Source organism: Amycolatopsis sp. NPDC114504 (assembly GCF_055633595.1).
The window spans coordinates 14,514-32,797 of sequence record NZ_JBVKDU010000003.1 but is presented as its reverse complement, the minus strand read 5'-3'; the positions used below and the strand labels follow the sequence as shown (position 1 = coordinate 32,797).

Genomic DNA, 18,284 nt, shown 5'->3' with positions numbered 1-18,284 from the left:
CGTGCGCCGGGCCCCGCTATTCGCCGCTGACCAGCAGGTGGAAGCCCAGGCCGCTGTGGGCGAACCGGTCGTGCCGGACGACACTCAGCCCGGCCGAGGTCAGCGCCGCCTCCAGCTCGGGCAGGGGCCGGATGCGGAAGCCGTTCTCGGTCAGCATCCGCGCGCGGCCCATCAGGTCCGGATCGCCGACGCCCAGCACGAAGCGCCCGCCCGGCGCGAGCACCCGGGCGATCTCGGCGAACGCCGCGGCGAGGTCGTCGACGAAGTAGACCGTGTTCGTCGTGACGATCGCGTCCACGGAATCGTCGTCGAGTGGCAGTGCCGTCATCGGTCCCTCGCTCAGCACCAGCCTGCCCGCGGCGATCTCCCCGCGGAACGTCCCGCGTGCCCGCTCGAGCATCGTCGCCGAGACCTCGACGCCGTGCACCTTGCCGGCTTTCCCCAGGAGCAAGGAAAGACCCAGCCCGCCGCCGAAGCCGATGTCCAGTGCCGTTCCGCCGTCCGACAGCTCCAGCGCTGCGACCGCTTTCACGACCGCTTCCCGGTTCCGGCGGTTGAGCGCCGACCCGACCAGACGTCCGCGCAGGCCGCTAGGGTGGCCGAGTTGCCGGGCCAGCCCGGCCTGGAAGCGCTCGCGAAGTCCCATGTGGGCAGTCTAGGAGGCGTGATGGCGAAGACGGCAGTGGTGACCGGGGCCGGCTCGGGCATCGGGCGGGCGGTGGCGCGGGCCCTTCTCGAGGACGGCTGGTCGGTCGCCCTCGCCGGCCGGCGCGCTGCCGCTCTCGAGGAAACCGCCGCGGGCTTCGAAGGCGCGCTCGTCGTGCCCACCGATGTGGCGCGGGAAGACTCCGTCGCCGAGTTGTTCGCCGCGGTTCGCGAGCGGTGGGGACGGCTCGACCTGCTCGTCAACAACGCCGGGATCGGCGCCGCGGGGACCGTGGCCGATCTGTCCGTCGAGGACTGGAAACGGACCGTCGACGTCAACCTCACCGGGATGTTCCTCTGCGCGCAGCAGGCCGTCCGGCTGATGAAGGACCAGGCCCCGCGTGGCGGCCGGATCGTCAACAACGGCTCGATCTCCGCCCACGTCCCGCGGCCCGCCAGCGTCGCCTACACCGCGACCAAGCACGCGATCACCGGCCTCACCCGCTCGATCTCGCTGGACGGCCGCGCGTGGAACGTCGCGTGCGGGCAGATCGACATCGGCAACGCGGCCACCGAGATGACCGAGCGGATGGCGGCGGGCATCCCGCAGGCCGACGGCCGGATCGTGGCCGAGCCGACGTTCGACGTCCGGTACGTGGCCGACGCGGTGCGGTACATGGCTTCGCTGCCGCTGGACGCCAACGTCCAGTTCCTCACCGTCACCGCGACGACCATGCCGTTCATCGGCCGCGGCTAGAACTCCGACATTCAGGTGAACTCGGTATCCGGCGGTCGACGGCCGGGCGGATCGGTTGGTAAACCGGAAATCCGCAGAAACCGAGCACAAGGGTCGAGCCGTGCCGACGCAATGGACTTTAGCTGCCGTTCTGGCGATATTTTTCGCGGCCGCCACATTTTTGGTCAAGCAATTTCTCGGTGAAGGAGCGAAGCACCTCGGTCAGCAGTTCTGGCCACGCGTGCTCCACAGTCGCCGCCGTACCCTCGGAAAACGTGACCTGCGACGGTATGCGGGTGGTGTCGCGGAGAGCTACAACAATCACGCCCTCGGTTTCCTCGCCAACACCAAGATCACGGTCAGCGATGTCTACGTTCCCCTCCAGCACGAGGTCGACGGTCGTCGCGAGGACATCTACGGCAGCATCCGCACCAAGTCCAGGATGGTCGTGCTCGGCGCTGCCGGTGCCGGCAAATCCATGCTGTTGAAGAACTCCATGGTCAAATGGGCGAACGAGCCGGGGGCCTTCGACCGCGTCCCCGTCTTCGTCGAGCTCTTCCGCCGCAATCGCGGGGAAGACTCGCTCCTCGACCTGATCGCCGATGCGTTCACGCGCGGCGGGGTGAAGAAGCCGGACCGTTTTCTCGAACGGGCGTTGGCGGACGGTCTCCTGAGCGTCTTCTTCGACGGCTTCGACGAAATCGTGACGGACCGCAAAGTAGAAGTGTCACAACAGCTGAAGCAGTTCGCCGAAAAATGGCCGAAGTGTCAGATCGTCGTCACCTGCCGCGACGCGGTCTACGATTTCGACCTGCAGCCGGACTTCGAGCAGGACGTCCGGGTGGCCGGCTTCGACGACGCGGCCATCCGCCGGTTCCTGGGACTCTGGTTCAAGTCGAAGCACTTGGACGACGCGCGGTACGAGGTCGAGCAGATGATGTCCGGCTTGCGGGCCAGCCCGGCCATCATGCGGCTGGCCAGGACCCCGTTGCTGCTCACCATGATCGCGTCGCTGCACGACGCGGACCCCGGGCTCGGCCCGATGCTGCCGAACTCACGCACCGAGTTCTACGAGATGGCCGTGATGCACCTGCTGCGGCGCGACTCCCAGCTCGGCCGCAGCCGCGAGCTCGCGATCTACAAGGCCGGGCACAAGCTGATGGCGTTGCGGGCCATCGCGGTCCAGGCGCAGGGGGCCATCGCGCCCGGGACGGACCGCCGGACCGTGTCCGAAAGCGAGCTCCTCACGAACATCACGCGGGTGCTCGGCCGGTTCAACCTGGAGGCGAAGCACGCCGCCGGAATGCTCGAAGAGATCGTCGACCGCAGTGGGCTGCTGGTCAAGGTGGACGAGGGGAACCTGCTCTATGAGTTCCCGCACCTGACGCTGCAGGAGTACCTCGCCGCCATGGAGCTGGCGGACAGCCCGGAGCGGCTGCTGCACCTCTACGCTGGCAACCCCCACCGCTGGCGCGAGACGGTGAAGCTGTGGTGCGGTGGTGCGAACCGCGACTGCACTCCGGTCGTCGAGCAGATCTTCGCGGGGGACGACCGGGACAAGCTGCTGGCTCTTGAGTGCCTGGCGGAGGCCCGCCAGATCGACGAAGACCTCGCCGGCAAGGTGTTGGACCACTTCGAGGCGACGCTCGGGCAGGGCGAGGCCGCCGACCACCTGGTGGTGGCGGCGCTCGGCACGGTTGCCGCGGATCCCGGACCTCGGGGCGCGGCGCTGCTGGCCCGGCTCACCCGAGCGGCGCGGGAGCACGACGAACTGGCGATCGAGGCGCTGGCCGCGTCCCGATTGCGTTTCGCGGTCGAGACGCTCAGCGATCTGGCCGACGACGTCCCCGCGGCTCGGATGGCATTGCGTTCGACCGGTGAGCTGGCGATCCCGGTGCTCGCCGAGCGTGCGAAGGCGGGGTCAAGGGCCGCGGTCGACGACATCGCCGCGGTCGGCACCGCGGCCGCGGCCCTGGCGCTCGTCGACCTGCTGGGCGACCAGACCCAGGTGTCCTTCACTGCTGCTTGGCGTTTGGCGGCGCTGGTGAACAACCCGGACATCGAGGAAGAGCTGTACCGCGCCGAGCGCGGAACAGCAGCGGAACCGCGCCACGACTGGCTCTGGGTGCCGTTCAACCGGGACGGGCCGCGGGCGATCAACGAAATCATGGGCCGAATCGGGTTCTTGATCGACAACTCCAGCCCGCTTTACGATATACCACTCGATCTTGGCCGGATCGATCCACGGCTGGCGCTGCCGATCGGGGTGCTCGGCGCGTCGCGAACCTACACTCCGGTCGACCATGAGCCGCTCGATCAGCGCATCCGGGACATCGGCGACTCGGTCGGTTTCGCGACCCGCGACCACCTGAGCAACGGAATGGCGCTCAGCAGGCTCTACTTGGAGTACCCGGACGAAGCGCGGACAGGGGTGGACCTCGTCCTCGACGACGCCCAGGTGCTCCCGAACCACCGTGCTCTGCTGGGCACTCTGCCGACCCCGATCCTTCTGGATCTGGTGTACCGGTTCGGCCGGGCCGGTTTCCGCGTGACGGAGAACCAGTGGAAGGCGGTGACAGAGGACCCGCACGAGCCGGTCGTCCTCCGGCCGTCGGCCCGGACCGCCCTCACGATCCTCCTGCTGGTTCCGTATGTGACCGGGGTGACCAGAGCGACCGGAACAGCGTTCGGGTGGTGGCCGTGGGGGCTGCAGTGGCTCGGCTGGGCTACGACGATCGGCGTGGCGCTCACCTTCGTCGGCTTCGGATTGTTTGGGCTGGCGGGAGAATTGGACCGACTTGACAATTTGCTCGATGCCTTGTCGCCCAGTGGTGACGGCGAGGATCTGACGATACTGACGGCTCTGGTCGGTTTTGGAGTTTCGATTCCGGGCGCCGCGGTGCTCGCGGTGGTGACTTTCATCGGCTGGATCGGCCTGCCGATGCTGCTCACCGCGGCGATCACCCTGGCCACCGTCACCGCCGCGCTTCACTGGATCGTCATGCGACGCGACCGGAGGATTGCCAATCCGTTCCGTGAGCTGCGCAAGCTTGACGAAAGCATCATTCGCGTCCGGTCGACGGTGATCTCCGGCCGGGACGTGACCGGCTAGGGGATCACCCGCGCCTTCCGGAACTCGTCGAAGAGCCGGTAGAACATCTGCTCCGTCTCCACGTACCCGTGGAACCCCGCGCGGCGTGACTTCGACGTGTCCGCGAACATGTCGTAGTCCCAGCCGAACACGAAGTCGCCGAAGCCCCACGAGGCCGACACGTCCGCGTAGGACGCCGACAGGCCGTGGTGAGCGGCCATCGAAGTCCACAGTGGAGCTTTGTCGGCCATGACGTCCACAAGGGACATCTGCAGCGGGGGTGCGACTTCGAGGTCGAAGTACGCCGCCAGTTTCGGCCACAGCTCGCGCCAGCGGAACAGGTCGCCGTTCGCTATGTTGAACGCGCCCTCCTGGTCCGTCGCCCAGATCGTCGCGTCGGCCAGCAGGCCCGCGTCCGTCATCTCCAGCAGGCTGTCGTACGCGCCGGGCTTGCCCGGGAACCGCAGCGGCAGGCCGAGCTCCTTCGAGATCGACGCGTACACCGCGATCACCAGCGCGAGGTTCATCGGGTTGCCCAACGCCGTGCCGCCGACCACCGACGGCCGGATCGCCGACCACGAACCCCCTCGCCGCTCCAGGAACCGCTGCTGGTCGACGTTGAACTCCGGCGGCATGTGCCCGGCGTCGGTCTCGCGTGCCGGCGTCTTGAACGGGCCGAGGTGCGCGCCGTAGACCTTGTAGCCCTGCATCAGGCTGACGTGCTCGAGCGCGGCCGGGTCCAGGGCCTCGACGAGGTTCGTCAGCATCGCCAGGTTCGGCGGGACCAGCTCGGCCCACGTCGGCCGGTCCTGGTACGCCGCGTAGAAGAGGTGCGTGACCCCGGTCAGCGCGCCGACCTTCGCCCGCGTGTCGGCGGCGTCGAGCAGGTCGACGGCGAGACCACCGCGGCGGGAGAGCCCGATGACGTCCCAGCGCCCGTCCGCTCGCAGGTGCTCGACGAGGTTCCGGCCGATGATCCCGTTCGCCCCGGCGACCAGGGCTGTCTTGCGTTCCATGTCTTCCAGGCTGGTCGCGCGCTCGTGATAAGTCCAAGGCTTAGTTCTCACCGTTGCGATAAGTTGAGTTCATGACAAGCCTGCGGCAGCTCGAGTACCTGGTCACGGTGGTCGACACCGGCTCGTTCACGCGCGCGGCCGAGCAGCTCCACGTGACGCAGCCCGCGTTGTCGCACCAGATGCGGGCCCTCGAACAGGGCCTCGGCGGGCCGCTGCTGGAACGGCTGCCCCGCGGCGTGCGGCTCACGCCGATGGGCCGGGCGATGCTGCCGCACGCGCGGGCGGCGCTGGCCGACGCCGAACGCGCGCGCTGCGCCGCCCGCCTCGCGTCCGGCACGACGGCGGGGGAGCTGCAGGTCGCGACGGTCTACTCGATGAGCCTCGGCGTGCTGCCACCGGCGTTGCGCGTGTGGCGGCGCGACCGGCCCGGCGTCGACGTCCGGCTGCTCGAGTTCCGGCACGCCGACGAGCTGCGTGACGCGATGGCCGCGGGCGAGGCCGACGTCGCGCTCGGCCCGCTGCCGTCACCTTGGCCGGGGCCGGTGCGCGAGCTGGGGGTCGAGGAGTTCGTGGTGGTGCTCCCGGCGGACGGTGCTTCGGAGGACGACGCGACCGGTGAGGTCGACCTCGCGACGCTGGCGGACTGCGCGTGGGTGCACTACGCGCCGGGCAACGGCCTGGCGGAGCTGGTCGACGCGGCCTGCGCGGCGGCCGGGTTCCGCCCGCGAGCGGCGGTCCGCACCGAGCAGACGGCGGCGGCTCCCACTCTCGCGGCGGCGGGTCTGGGGCCGGCGCTGGTTCCGGCGAACGTCCTGCCGGCGAGGTTCGAGGGGCGAGTCTTGCGGCCTTCGACATCGGTGCGCCGGACGTTGGCGGCCTACACGCGGGCCGCGCCGGACCCGCTGACCACGGCGTTCATCGACACCCTGGTCGAGCACGCCGTGGTCTAAAGCCGGTCGAGCCAGGCGTGCGAGCCGTACGTGCGCCCGAGTGCGTCCGCGAGCCACTGCCGCTGGGAGTCGTCCAGGACCGGCAGCGCCGCCAAGAAGTCCAGCTCGTCCTTGGGGCGGGGGTGCCGGGCCTTGGCGAAAAGCTGGACTTCCGGTGCCAGGTAGGGGATTCCGCCCGCCGTGACCGCGCCCAGCTCGGTGACGGCCCGCCGCACGGCCGGGTCCCGGCGAGAGATCCACGAGTCGCCTTCGGTCTCGTCGAGCATGACCTGGATCCGCCACGGCGCCGACGCCGACGGGCGGCACCAGATGTCGTCGACGCCCGGCGGCAGCAGCTCGCCGCGCCGCCACGGCCGGAGCGTGCCGGGCGGGTCCGCAGCCCACCACTCCCACGTCGTCAGTGCCTCCTGGACCGCGAGCTGGTCGCGCCGGAGGAGCAGGACGTCGACGTCGCCGTGGTTGCGGAACGCGTGCCCGACCGCGAGCTCGATCGCGTAGCCGCCCGCGATCCACCAGGGCGCGCGGAGGCGCGAGAACAGCTCGACGACCTCGGGCAGCGGCGCCGGGTCCCAGGTCACGAGACCCCGATTCCGGCCAGCACCGGGCCGGTGAACGGCGTCGTCAGGACGTCGTGGACGCGGGGTGCCCAGACCGCGTGGCCGTGGCCCGACCACAGCGGGGCCACCGGGAGGTCGCGCAGCAGCTGGTTCTCCGCCAGCCGGTACAGCTCGCCCGACTCCTCCGGCGTCGCCGCCGCGTCCGCGAGTGCCAGGTTCTGGCGGAACACCTCGTCGGTGTACCCCGACTCCGCGGCCAGCGTCGACAGCAGTTCGTACGGGCTCGCGGTGGCCAGTGAGACGTCCAGTGTGGACGGTCCGTCCGGCGGGCCGGACAAGGGTTGCGCGGTCACTGAAATGTCCAACGACTTGTGCAGGCCGACGACCAGCGTCCGCGTCCAGGCCTCGGTCGAAGGTCCGAAGTAGACGGTCGCGCCGCCGGGGAAGGCTGCCTGCCGCAGGAGGGCCTTGCCCGCCGCCGCATCGAAGCTGCACGGCCGGCACGTGCCCGATCGCTCGCCGGGTGCGTCCGCCGGGGGCAGCAGGGCCTTGGCCGGGTCGACCTGGTGGGCCAGTGGGCCGGCCTCGAGGGCCGCGCGGTCGACGCCCAGTGCGAAGCCGTGACGGACCGTCGCGTCGGCGAAGCGGGGGTTCGCCACCGGGAACGCCAGGTAGCCGGCCCGCGGCAGCGCCCAGGTCGCGTGGTGGTCTTCGCCGAAGTCGCCGTGCATGGCGTCGTGCTTCTCGCCGGGGACCTCGGTGGCGAGGTCGAGGGTGCCCGCCTTGACCGCGTCGTACTGGGCCGTCGGATCGCCGACGCGCAGCTCGATCTCCTCGGCCTGCCCGGAACCGACTCGCTTCAGCGTGCCGCCGGAGCCGGGCCGCCACGCGCCGTCGAGCCGGTACGGGCCGTTCCCGACGGGTGCCGCGGCGAAGCCCTTCCAGTCGTGCGACGTGAGTACCGACGCGGGCAGCGGCACCAGGCCCGGCGCCGAGAGCAAGGCCGGCACCTGGCCGGACGGGCGATCCAAGGCGAGCGTGATCGTGTCCGGAGTGGACGCCCGGATCTCACGGGCGCGCAACAACTTCGTCAGCACCGGCGCGGATGCCCATTGTGAAGCCGCAATCGCCTTCCAGGTGTCCACATAGGACTGAGCGGTGACCGGGGTGCCGTCGTGGAACGTCGCCGGCCGCAGCTTGACCGTCCAGTGCACCCGGTCGGTGCTCTCGATCGACTCGGCCGCGCGCGGCGTGAGCTTCCCGGTCGCCGCGTCGTAGTCGGCGAGCGGGGTCCACAGCGCCCCGGTCACCAGCCGGCCGGCCTGGTCGGTGACGTCGGCGGGCAGCAGCGTCGCGGGCTCGCGGATGCCGGCGGACAGGACGCCGGGCCGGGCGGCGTCGGAATCGGAACAGCCCGTGACGGCGAGGGCCACCGTGACGAGCGAGGCGAGCAGGACGAGCAAGCGCATGCGCCAGTCCTACCAGTCAGGAGGCAACCAAAGGCGGTTGTGTCCGGTTGATCTCCGTCGTACCGTTCCCCGGGATCACGCGTTCTGGGAGGTTTCGTGCGCACCTGGCTCCGGTCGTGTTTCGCCGCCGTCACCGTCAGCGCCACGCTGGTCGCGACCGGGCTTCCGGCCGCCGCCTGCGGCGAAGACGACAAACCCGCAGTTCCCGCCACCCGCACCCTGGGTGACCCGGGGGCGATCAAGAACGTCAAAGCCGTCGGCAACGTGCCGGACGCCGCCGGCGCCATCTCGGTCAACTTCCTCGACTACGGCCGCCGCGACGTCATGGTCGTCTCCGGCGAGTTCGGGCTGAAGGTCTACGACCTGACGAAGAACCCGGCCGCGCCGAAGCTGGTCGGGCAGGTCAGCCTGCCGGGGCTGTGGGAGACCGAGGACACCGAGGTCGACCAGGCCCGCAAGCTGGTGTTCCTGTCCCGCGACCCGCGCGCGTTCGGCGGCACCACGCACACCGGCGAGTCCGGCATCTACGTCGTCGACGTCTCGAAGCCCGAGGCCCCGGCGATCCTGAGCTACACGAAGGTCCCGGCCGGGCACACGACCAGCTGCGTCGACGGCTGCCGGTACCTGTGGACCGGCGGCCCGGCGAAGGCCGATGACCAGCCGGCCGACTGGGGCGGCCGCCCGATCTGGGTCACCGACGTCCGCGACCCGCGCCACCCCAAGGTGAACCCGCAGCCGATCGAGCTGGCGCGCAACGACGGCAAGACCGACTACGTGCACGACGTCCAGGTCGACGGCGACGGCGTGGCCTGGGTGTCCGGCCGCGGCGGCGTGCGCGGCTACTGGACTTCCGGGATTCACCGAGACCCGCTGACCGGCCGGATCCGCCGCGCGACGGCGCACGAGCCGGTGCCGTACGCCGGTGGTGGCATCGCCGAGACCGCGGCGCCCTCGCGGTTCATGCACAACAGCTTCCACCCGGCCGGGAACCGCGCCGGCGACGGCGCGTGGCGCGGCCAGGACCTGATCTACGCGACGGAGGAGAACTTCGTCGACGGCTGCGCGGGCGACGGCGTCCTGACGATCTCGTCGCTGAAGGGCTCCTACCACGGCGAAGGCTGGCGTTCGACGCCCGAGCAGCCGTTCCGCCTGCAGAGCGTCGGCACGTGGGGCGTCAACGGCCAGGAGGGCAGCGACCCGGCGTCGGACGACTGCTCCGCGCACTACTTCGACGTCCGCGGCAAGATCCTGGTGCAGTCGTTCTACGCGCAGGGCACCCGGTTCCTCGACGTCAGCGACCCGACGAACCCGCGCCAGATCGCGTACTACCGCCCGGGTGACGCGAGCGCGTGGGCGCCGTACTGGCACGGCAAGTACGTCTACGTGGCCGACAACGTCCGCGGCATCGACGTCCTGCAGCTCACGAAGTAGGGCTTGATCCACCGGAGGCCGCCGCCGAGTCCGCTCGGCGACGGCCTCCGGTGCGTTTCAGGAGCGGAGCCAGACGGCGGTGTCCGTGGGCAGCTGCGCGTCGACCGGCCCGCTGGCCAGCAGCACCTCACCCGATGGCAGGGGCACCGGTGCGGCCGAGAAGTTCAGCGCGAACGTGAACTCCGTCCCGATCCGGAACGCCAGCACGTCGGCGCCGAGGGAGAGCCACTCCAGCTCACCCGCCGGGAGGTCCCGCCGCAGGCGCAGGCCGTCGCGGTACAGCGAGAGCATCGACGCCGGGTCCGCCGCCTCCACTTCCGCCGTGTAGGCCTTCCACTCCGCCGGCTGGGGCAGCCACGCGTCCCCGGACCCGAAGCCGAACGGCGGTTCGTCGCCGGACCACGGGATCGGCACGCGGCAGCCGTCGCGGCCCGGGTCGGTGCCGTTCGTGCGGGCCCACACCGGGTCCTGGCGCAGGTCGTCGGCGATGTCCAGGATCTCCCACAGCCCCAGCTCCTCGCCCTGGTAGACGTACAGGCCGCCGGGCAGCGCCAGCGTCAGCAGCGCCGCCGCCCTGGCCCGCCGGGTGCCCAGCTCGAGGTCCACCGGCAGCTCGTGCAGCCGGTTCGCGAAGCTGAACCCCGTGTCACCCTGGCGGCCGTAACGCGTGACGTGCCGCGTGACGTCGTGGTTCGACAAAACCCACGCGGCCGGCGCGCCGACCTCGTCGTGCGCGCGCAACGTCCGGGAGATGACGTCCCGGAAGCGCGCGGAGTCCCACGGGCACACCAGGAAGTCGAAGTTGAACGCCGAGTGCAGCTCGTCGCGGCGCAGGTAGCGCGCCGCGCGGGACATGTCCGGCAGCCACATCTCGCCGACCAGCACGCGCTCGCCCGCGTAGCTGTCGGCGATCTTGCGCCACGACCGGTAGATCTCGTGCAGGCCCTCCATGTCGGAGAACGGCGTCTCGTCGCCCTCGTCGACGTCGGGCAGCCGCGGGTCCTTCACGAGCCCGTCGGCGACGTCGATGCGGAAGCCGTCCACCCCGCGGTCGAACCAGAACCGCAGCACGTCCTCGAACTCCGTGCGGATCTCCGGGTTGTCCCAGTTGAAGTCGGGCTGGCGCGAGCTGTAGAGGTGCAGGTACCACTCGCCGTCTCCGACGCGCGTCCACGCGGACCCGCCGAAGCGCGACTTCCAGTTGTTCGGCGGCTCGGCGCCGTCCGGTCCGCGGCCGGGCCGGAACCAGAACCGTTGCCGCTCCGGCGATCCCGGGCCCGCCTCCAGCGCGGCCTGGAACCACCGGTGCTCGTCGGAGCAGTGGTTGGGCACGATGTCGATGATCACCCGGATGCCGCGCGCGTGCGCCTCGGCGATCAGGTCCTCCGCCTCGGCGAGCGTGCCGAAGAGCGGCTCGATGTCGCGGAAGTCGGCGACGTCGTAGCCGCCGTCGTCCATCGGCGAGGGGTACCACGGGGTGAACCAGATCGCGTCGATCCCCAGGTCGGCCAGGTGGTCCAGCCGGGCGCGGACGCCGGCGAGGTCGCCGATGCCGTCGCCGTTGCCGTCCGCGAAGCTGCGGATGTAGACCTGGTAGATCGCCGCGCTCCGCCACCAGCCGGTCTTGTCGGTCACGAAAGTGCCCTCCTAGTCGTTGTGGAAACCCCGGGTGCGGCTCAGCCCTTGACGGCGCCGGCGGTCAGCCCGGCGAGGATCTGCCGCTGGAACGCCAGGAACAGCGCCACCATCGGCAGGCTGGCCAGCACCATCCCGGCGACGAGCACGTTGAGCGGCATGTCGATCGCCACCCGTTGCAGCATCACCGAGAGCGTCTGCTTTTCGGTGTCCGGGAACACCAGCAGCGGCCAGATGAAGTCCTTCCACGCGGTGACCACCGCGAGGATCGACACCACGGCCAGGATCGGCCGCGAGATCGGCAGGATGATCCGCCAGAGCGTGCGCACCGGCCCGGCGCCGTCGATGCGCGCCGCCTCGATCAGCTCGTCCGGGATCTGGTCGAAGAACCGCTTCAGCAGGTAGATGTTGAACGCGTTCGCCGCCGCGGGCAGCCAGACCGCGGTCGGCGAGTTGATCAGGTTGAGGTGCAGCAGCGGCAGGTCCGTCACCGTCACGTACGTCGGCACGAGCAATGCCGTGGCCGGCAGCATCAGCGTGGCCAGCATCAACCCGAGCACGACGTTGCCGAACTTCGGCCGCAGCTTCGACAGCGCGAAGGCGGCCGGGACGTCGATGGCCAGCTGCACCAGCCACGCGCCACCGGCGACGACGAGCGTGTTGAGGAAGTACTTGCCCAGGCTCAGCTGGCTCCAGGCGTCGGCGAAGGTCTCCGGGTGCCACTCGTACGGGACGAGCGTCGCCGGTGTCTGCGCCAGCTCTTGCGGGGACTTCATCGCGCCGGTGATCACCCAGTAGAGCGGGAACATGAAGGCCAGGACGAACACCGCGAGCGTGCACGCGAAGACGACGCCGTAGACGACTTTGCCGCGCGGGCTGCGCAACGCGCCGGGCGAAACGAGGGTCCTCATGACTGGTCCGCCTTCCGCGTCAGCCGGACGTACCACGCCGAGAACACGCCGAGTGCGATGAAGAGCAGCAGGCTCATCGCGCTCGCCGAGCCGAAGTCGTTGTAGACGAAGGCGTAGCGATAGAGCAGCAGGAGCACGGTGACCGTCGAGTCGTCCGGCCCGCCGCCGGTCATCACGTACGGCTCGGTGAACACCTGCATGGTCGCGACGATCTGCAGCAGCAGGAGCACCAGCAGCACGAACCGCGTCTGCGGGAACGTCACGTGCCGCAACCGCTTCCACAGCCCGGCGCCGTCGAGCTCCGCTGCTTCGTACAGCTCGCCGGGGATCGTGCCGAGCGCGGCCAGGTAGATGAGCGTGGTGCTGCCCATGTTGGCCCATGTCGAGACGAAGACCAGGGAGAGCATCGCGGTGGTGGACGAGTCGAGCCACTGGCCGCCGGGCAGGCCCACCGCGCCGAGCGCGGAGTTGAACAGGCCGGGACCCGGGTCGTAGAACCACTTCCACATCAGCGCCGTCACGACCGGCGGCAGCATCACCGGCAGGTAGACGGCGAGCCGGAAGAACGCCTTCGCGTGCCGGATCTCGTTGAGCAGCACGGCCGTGAGGAACGGGACGGCGAAGCCGAAGACCAGCGCCAGCCCGGTGAACAGCAGCGTGTTGCGCCAGGCGACGCCGAACAGCGGGTCGTCGAACAGGCGCTGGAAGTTGTCGAACCCGACCCACGTCGGCGCGTTGACGAAGTCGACCTGCTGGAAGCTCAGCAGCACGCCGCGCACGATCGGGTACCAGGAGAAGAGCGCGAACACCACGAGCGCGGCGCAGAGCAGGCCGTACGCGGTGAGGTTCTCCTTGAGCTTGCGCTTGAGGCCGGTGCGGCGGCGTTCTTCCGGCGAGGCGACCGGCCGCCTGGCCCGCGACGAAGACGTCGCGGGCCAGGCGAGGAGGCTACTTGACCTGGGCGAGGACACTGTTGACCTTCGAGGACGCGGACGACAGCTGCTGGTCGAGGTTCGCGTTCTGGTCGGTGAGGACCGCCTGCATCACGCTGTCGAGCGCGGCGTAGATCTGCTGCGCGCCCGGCGGCTCGATGCTGCCCTTGATCTTGCTGGTCGTGTCCACATAGGACTGGTAGTTCTTCGCGGGGACGTTCGCGAACTTGGCCTTCAGGGCCAGCTGCTGCTCGCGGACCGAGCCCGTCCAGACGTCCGGCGTGGGCTCCGCGGGCAGGCCGACCGGCTGCTTGCCGTCGACGTACTGCTGGATGTGCTTCTCGAAGCGGTCCGGGTTGAGGTACTTCCACTGGATCCACTCGAGGCCGGCCTTGACCTTGTCCGGCGAGGCCTTCGGGTTGATCATGTAGCCCTCGCCGCCGAGGAGCGTGCCCTGGCCGCCGGGCATGCCGGCGATGCCGTAGTCCTCGTACTTGCCGTTGAACTGCTTGACGAGCACCGGGACGTTGTCCGGAGCGGCCATGTACATGCCGAGCTGGCCGGCGCCCATCATGCGCTGGACGTCCGTGGCTTCCAGGAGCTGCTTGGCGCCCATGGAGTTGTCGGTCCAGCGCATGTCGTGCAGGTACTGCAGGGCCTGCTTGCCCTTCTCGTTGTCGAAGTCGGCGACCCACTTGTCGCCGTCCTTGCGGGCGATGTCGCCGCCCATCGAGTACATCCAGCCGGTCATGTGCCAGCCGCCCTGGTTGTTCTTGCTGTAGTCGGCATACCCGACGACGCCGTTGCCCAGCGCGGCGATCTTCTTCGCGTCCGCGCGGACCTCGTCCCAGGTGGTCGGCGGCTTGTCGGGGTCGAGCCCGGCCTTCTGGAACAGCGGACGGCTGTAGACCAGGCCCATCGTGTAGTTCATGGTCGGCAGGCCGTAGAGCTTGCCGTTCGCGTCACGGAAGTTGTCGAGCAGTTCCGGCTTGATGTCGTTGATGTGCGGAACGCTCTTCGCGGCTTCCGTGATGTCGGCGGCTTGACGGCGCGCGATGATCTGCGCGGGGTCGGTGAAGTAGACGTAGTAGACGTCCTCGAGCTGCCCGCCGGCGAGCTTCGCGGAGAACGTCTTCGGGTCCATGAACCCCTCGTGGGGCTCGATCTGGATGTTCGGGTGGGCGGCCTCGAACTCCTTGACGTCGGCGTCGAACACGCTGCGCTCGAACGGCTGGCTGGTCGGCGGCTGGCCGGTGACCGTGATCTTCACCTTGCCGCCGGTCTGGGCGGCGGTGTCCCCATCGCCACAGGCGGCCAGCGAGAGTGCCAGACCTCCCGCGGCTATCAGGCACAACGTGCGGCGGGACACGGTCCGGGACCAGGGACTGCTCATCTCAAGCCTCTTCTCGGGGTCGCGACGGCTGTCACGTGATTGCGGTCACTCTAAAGTGTGAGAGCAGATCGACGCAATAAGGCGACGAGAAGTTGCAAGTTACGAACAGGCCGCGAGTGGTTGGTGAGCGCCAGTGCGAGGTGAGCGACGGGTTTCGAACCCGTCGCTCACCTCGGGCGACCCGCGGGCGCGAAAAAGGGCGCGACGACCGGAGTCGCCGCGCCCTCTTGGGCCTGCCTCAGGCGGTGCGGCGGGCCGTGGAGCCCCGGACCACCAGCTCCGGCGCGAACAGCAGCTCCTCGGCCGCCACCTCGCCGCCGTTGATGCGCTTCACCAGCAGCTCCACCACCGCGCGGCCCATTGCCTCGATCGGCTGGCGGGTGGTCGTCAGGGGCGGGTCGGTGCAGTTCATCAGGGCCGAGTCGTCGTAGCCGACCACCGAAATGTCCTCCGGCACCGACAACCCCTGCCGACGCGCCGCGCGCACCGCGCCCAGGGCCAGCAGGTCGCTCGCGCACAACACCGCCGTCGCGCCGCGGGGGTACAGCCTGGCCGCCGCCGCGTGGCCGCCCTCGATCGAGAACATGCCGTGCTCCACCAGCTCGTCCAGTACCGGCAACCCGAGCTTCGCCGCGTACGACTGGAACGCCTCGAGCTTGCGCTGGGACGGCACGTGGTCCGACGGCCCCAGGACCAGCCCGATCTTCTCGTGCCCGAGCGAACTCAGGTGCCCGACGACCTGCTCGACCGCCACCGCGTCGTCGCACGACACCTGGGGCAGGCCGAGGTGGTCGACCGCCGCGTTGATGAGCACCGTCGGGAGCCGCCGCTCGACGAGGTGGTGGTAGTGCGAGTGGATCGCGTCCGCCTGCGCGTACAGCCCGCCGGCGAACACCACGCCCGACACCTGCTGCTGCAGGAGCAGCTCGACGTACTCCGCCTCCGACACCCCGCCCGCGGTCCGCGTGCACAGCACCGGCGTGAACCCCTGCTGCGCGAGGGCGTTGCCCATGATCTCGGCCAGCGCGGGGAAGATGGGGTTCTGCAGCTCCGGCAGCACCAGCCCGACCAGGCGGGCCCGCTCGCCGCGCAGCTGGGTGGGGCGTTCGTAGCCCATCACGTCCAGCGCGGTGAGCACGGCGGCCCGGGTGCTCGCGGACACCCCGGACCGGCCGTTGAGCACCCGGCTGACCGTGGCTTCGCTGACCCCGACCTGGCGGGCGACTTCGGCAAGACGACGCGTCATGAGTGAAACTTTACAGCAACCGGGCGCAAAAGTATGACAAGCCCGTACCGGTCCCGGGGACCGGTACGGGCTCGCCGGGTGACCGGCTACGAAGCCGCCACTTCGAACTCGGACACCTGACCCGCGGGCCAGCCCGTGTTGCCGGTGAACGTCAGCCGCACGAAACGCTGGGACGTCGCCGTGAAAGAAGCGGACGCCGTGTTGCCGGAAGCCGGGTCGAACGCGTAGCCGCGCGAACCCACCAGCGTTGTGTACGAGCCGCCGTCCTGGCTGCCGGAGATCGTCACCGTCTGCGTCCGCGCGCCCCACGCCGACGACGGCGGCAGCTTCAGCGTCACCTTGTTGATCGACGCCGCTGCGCCCAGGTCCACCGTCAGCGTCTGCGGGAACGCGTTGTTCGCGCTCTCCCAGTACGAGCCGGCGTCCCCGTCCACCGCGTTCGACGGCGGGAACCCACCGACCGACGCCGACGCGCTGATCGCCTTCCCCCGCGCGAGGTTGCTGCCGGACGTGGGCGGCTGCGGCGGCCCCGAGTTCGGCGCGGGCCACGTCGAACAGTCACTCCAGGTGCCCGTCCAGCCGTTGTTGCCCGACCCGCCGAACGTCATCCGCGGGATCGACGTCGGGTACGGGCAGTTGTACGTCCCGGTCACGCCGACGCCGGACGCCGTCAGGTTGCTGATCGACACCGACCCCTGCGTCTGCGACTGCGCCACGAACGTCCCGGCGCCCTGCACCGAGACGCCGTCGATCGTGATGCCCTGGATCTGCTTGCCCTGCCCGTCGCCGTCGATGAACTGGATCGCCTCGTACGGGCTCTGGATCGCGGTGAACCCGGTGACGCGGATCGTGACGCCGGTGATCGCCTGGTCGCGCGCGTCGAACCACAGCGCCCCGACGCCGAACTGCCAGTTCGGGTCGAGCGCCCCGGCTCGCAGCGCCGTGTTGTTCGCCAGCGTCACCGTGCCGCCGAGCGGCACCGAGTTGAACCGGTTCGCCACCAGGTACCCGCCGCCGAGCGCGTTCGTGTCCTGGACGAGGTTCCCGCTCACCGTGTTGTTCGAGCCACCGTACAGCGCGATGCCGTTGGCCAGGTTCGGCTGCACGACGGTGTTGTCGATCAGCGAGTTGCCCGAGTCGGCCTGGCCGTTGGACCACAGCGCGAGTCCGTCGTCGCCGTTGTTGCGCAGGTAGTTGTTGCGCAACGTCGAGTTCGTCACCGCGCCGTCGAAGTTCACGCCGTCGGCCTGCGTGTCCAGGATGCGGTTGTTCTCGATGGTGAGGTTGGACGACGCGCCGTTCATCAGCCACAGCCCGCACTTCGTGTCCTGGATCCACAGGCCGCTGACGACCGAGCCGTTCCCGAGGACGCCGTGGAACGCGTTGTCCGGGCTGCCGTCGTTGCGCTCGGTGACGTCGCCGAACACCGCGAAGTCGTGCAGCTTGATGTTCCCGGACGCGCTGCCGTTGTTGAAGATGTTGTTGCCGTGCAACACCGTGTACCACTGACCGGCGCCGCGGACGGTCGTCTGGTCGATCTGCAGCGCCGACCCGATCTCGAACCGCCCGGACGGCACCCACACCTCGCGACCCTGCGAGCGCGCCGCCGAAAGGGCGTTGCGGAACGCCTGCGAGTCGTCGGACGAGTCATTCGCCGTGGCACCGTAGTCGGTCACCGACAACGCGGCCGACGGTTTCGTGCCCGCGCCGCCGACCTGCTCGAAGTCGGCGAGGTCGATGGTCGCCTGCCCGACGTCACCGGAGTCGGCCGAGACCCGGACCTTCGCGCCCGCCGCCAAGTTCTGCCCGAGCAGCAGGCGGGCGTCGTCGAAGAAGTGGTGCGTCTTCGAGCCCGTGATGAAGCCGGTGTCCACATAGGTGTAGCGCGACGTCACGGGCAGCGCGAGCTTGGACCCGTTGACCGTCACCGAAAGCCGCCCGGACGAGCCGTCCGGCAGGTTGTAGTGGACGTTGATCGAGTTCGCCGCCGCGGGCAGCGTGAACTCGACGTACTGGCCGGTCGTGATCCGCACGGCCTGCCGCCCGGAGGCCTCCGAGGCGATCGAAGCCTGCGTGTAGTCAGGGCCGACGGCCGAGCCGTTCGTGGCGGAACACTCGGCTTCGACGGTCCGGAACGGCACGCTCGCGCCGCCGGACGCCGTCGTCGGGCAGGTGGCGGCCGCGGCCGGAGTGCTGCCGGACAGCACCGCCAGGCCGGACGCGGCGAGCGCGACGGCGAGGAGAGCCGGGATGCGGGACATCGTCATCACCT

14 protein-coding genes are annotated in these 18,284 nt (G+C 69.9%); 4 read left to right on the top strand and 10 right to left on the bottom strand.

Translation table 11 applies throughout. The features are described from left to right. Positions 1-16 precede the first annotated feature (16 nt). The gene (locus tag ACZ7PG_RS21475; protein WP_470240860.1) at positions 17-646 is read right to left on the bottom strand and encodes a class I SAM-dependent methyltransferase; all 630 of its coding nucleotides are present in this window, start codon (positions 644-646) and stop codon (positions 17-19) included. A 21-nt stretch (positions 647-667) separates the two neighbouring features. Here ACZ7PG_RS21475 and ACZ7PG_RS21470 point away from each other — a divergent pair, with 21 nt between their 5' ends. Together ACZ7PG_RS21470 and ACZ7PG_RS21465 are read left to right on the top strand one after the other, a co-directional pair. Further along, the gene (locus ACZ7PG_RS21470; protein ID WP_470240859.1) at positions 668-1,402 is read left to right on the top strand and encodes an SDR family oxidoreductase; all 735 of its coding nucleotides are present in this window, start codon (positions 668-670) and stop codon (positions 1,400-1,402) included. A gap of 100 nt (positions 1,403-1,502) precedes the next feature. Further along, a complete protein-coding gene (locus ACZ7PG_RS21465) occupies positions 1,503-4,493 on the top strand; it encodes an NACHT domain-containing protein (RefSeq protein WP_470240858.1) in 2,991 nt (996 codons plus the stop codon). Here ACZ7PG_RS21465 and ACZ7PG_RS21460 read toward each other — a convergent pair. Continuing rightward, a complete protein-coding gene (locus ACZ7PG_RS21460) occupies positions 4,490-5,488 on the bottom strand; it encodes an SDR family oxidoreductase (protein ID WP_470240857.1) in 999 nt (332 codons plus the stop codon). The two genes, ACZ7PG_RS21465 and ACZ7PG_RS21460, sit on opposite strands and share 4 nt — an antisense overlap. Before the next feature lie 71 nt (positions 5,489-5,559). Between ACZ7PG_RS21460 and ACZ7PG_RS21455 the strand changes: the two genes are divergently transcribed. Then, on the top strand, positions 5,560-6,438 hold the full coding sequence (locus ACZ7PG_RS21455) for a LysR family transcriptional regulator (protein ID WP_470240856.1): 879 nt from the start codon (positions 5,560-5,562) through the stop codon (positions 6,436-6,438). Here the strand turns inward: ACZ7PG_RS21455 and ACZ7PG_RS21450 are convergent. Both ACZ7PG_RS21450 and ACZ7PG_RS21445 read right to left on the bottom strand, forming a co-directional pair. Then, positions 6,435-7,016 carry a nucleotidyltransferase domain-containing protein gene (locus tag ACZ7PG_RS21450; RefSeq protein ID WP_470240855.1) on the bottom strand — a complete coding sequence of 194 codons (582 nt, stop codon included), beginning with the start codon at positions 7,014-7,016 and terminating at the stop codon, positions 6,435-6,437. The genes ACZ7PG_RS21455 and ACZ7PG_RS21450 overlap by 4 nt on opposite strands. Beyond that, positions 7,013-8,464 carry a peptide ABC transporter substrate-binding protein gene (locus tag ACZ7PG_RS21445; protein WP_470240854.1) on the bottom strand — a complete coding sequence of 484 codons (1,452 nt, stop codon included), beginning with the start codon at positions 8,462-8,464 and terminating at the stop codon, positions 7,013-7,015. The genes ACZ7PG_RS21450 and ACZ7PG_RS21445 overlap by 4 nt, the downstream gene beginning before the upstream one ends. A gap of 96 nt (positions 8,465-8,560) precedes the next feature. On the opposite strand from ACZ7PG_RS21445, the gene ACZ7PG_RS21440 reads away from it, so the two are divergent. After that, entirely contained in the window at positions 8,561-9,895 is a 1,335-nt protein-coding gene (locus ACZ7PG_RS21440; protein ID WP_470240853.1) for an LVIVD repeat-containing protein, read from the top strand. Between the two features lie 57 nt (positions 9,896-9,952). On the opposite strand, the gene ACZ7PG_RS21435 is transcribed toward ACZ7PG_RS21440, so the two are convergent. The 6 genes from ACZ7PG_RS21435 to ACZ7PG_RS21410 form a co-directional block, all read right to left on the bottom strand. Next, positions 9,953-11,530, bottom strand: coding sequence for a glycoside hydrolase family 13 protein (locus ACZ7PG_RS21435; RefSeq protein WP_470240852.1), 1,578 nt, complete (start codon positions 11,528-11,530; stop codon positions 9,953-9,955). A gap of 41 nt (positions 11,531-11,571) precedes the next feature. Next, on the bottom strand, positions 11,572-12,441 hold the full coding sequence (locus ACZ7PG_RS21430) for a carbohydrate ABC transporter permease (RefSeq protein WP_470240851.1): 870 nt from the start codon (positions 12,439-12,441) through the stop codon (positions 11,572-11,574). Continuing rightward, entirely contained in the window at positions 12,438-13,412 is a 975-nt protein-coding gene (locus tag ACZ7PG_RS21425; protein WP_470240850.1) for a carbohydrate ABC transporter permease, read from the bottom strand. Before ACZ7PG_RS21425 ends, ACZ7PG_RS21430 begins: the two co-directional genes overlap by 4 nt. Next, complete coding sequence (locus ACZ7PG_RS21420; protein ID WP_470240849.1) at positions 13,390-14,766, bottom strand: ABC transporter substrate-binding protein; 1,377 nt, start codon at positions 14,764-14,766, stop codon at positions 13,390-13,392. The genes ACZ7PG_RS21425 and ACZ7PG_RS21420 overlap by 23 nt, the downstream gene beginning before the upstream one ends. Before the next feature lie 238 nt (positions 14,767-15,004). Beyond that, positions 15,005-16,012 carry a LacI family DNA-binding transcriptional regulator gene (locus tag ACZ7PG_RS21415; RefSeq protein WP_470240848.1) on the bottom strand — a complete coding sequence of 336 codons (1,008 nt, stop codon included), beginning with the start codon at positions 16,010-16,012 and terminating at the stop codon, positions 15,005-15,007. Between the two features lie 86 nt (positions 16,013-16,098). Further along, a complete protein-coding gene (locus ACZ7PG_RS21410; RefSeq protein WP_470240847.1) occupies positions 16,099-18,279 on the bottom strand; it encodes a discoidin domain-containing protein in 2,181 nt (726 codons plus the stop codon). Positions 18,280-18,284: the final 5 nt, after the last annotated feature.

Bases quoted from the DNA above. Each gene is read 5' to 3' on its own strand.
- ACZ7PG_RS21415 (WP_470240848.1), bottom strand. From the start codon at position 16,012: ATGACGCGTCGTCTTGCCGAAGTCGCCCGCCAGGTCGGGGTCAGCGAA.
- ACZ7PG_RS21420 (WP_470240849.1), bottom strand. From the start codon at position 14,766: ATGAGCAGTCCCTGGTCCCGGACCGTGTCCCGCCGCACGTTGTGCCTG.
- ACZ7PG_RS21430 (WP_470240851.1), bottom strand. From the start codon at position 12,441: ATGAGGACCCTCGTTTCGCCCGGCGCGTTGCGCAGCCCGCGCGGCAAA.
- ACZ7PG_RS21460 (WP_470240857.1), bottom strand. From the start codon at position 5,488: ATGGAACGCAAGACAGCCCTGGTCGCCGGGGCGAACGGGATCATCGGC.
- ACZ7PG_RS21410 (WP_470240847.1), bottom strand. From the start codon at position 18,279: ATGACGATGTCCCGCATCCCGGCTCTCCTCGCCGTCGCGCTCGCCGCG.
- ACZ7PG_RS21475 (WP_470240860.1), bottom strand. From the start codon at position 646: ATGGGACTTCGCGAGCGCTTCCAGGCCGGGCTGGCCCGGCAACTCGGC.
- ACZ7PG_RS21455 (WP_470240856.1), top strand. From the start codon at position 5,560: ATGACAAGCCTGCGGCAGCTCGAGTACCTGGTCACGGTGGTCGACACC.
- ACZ7PG_RS21470 (WP_470240859.1), top strand. From the start codon at position 668: ATGGCGAAGACGGCAGTGGTGACCGGGGCCGGCTCGGGCATCGGGCGG.
- ACZ7PG_RS21445 (WP_470240854.1), bottom strand. From the start codon at position 8,464: ATGCGCTTGCTCGTCCTGCTCGCCTCGCTCGTCACGGTGGCCCTCGCC.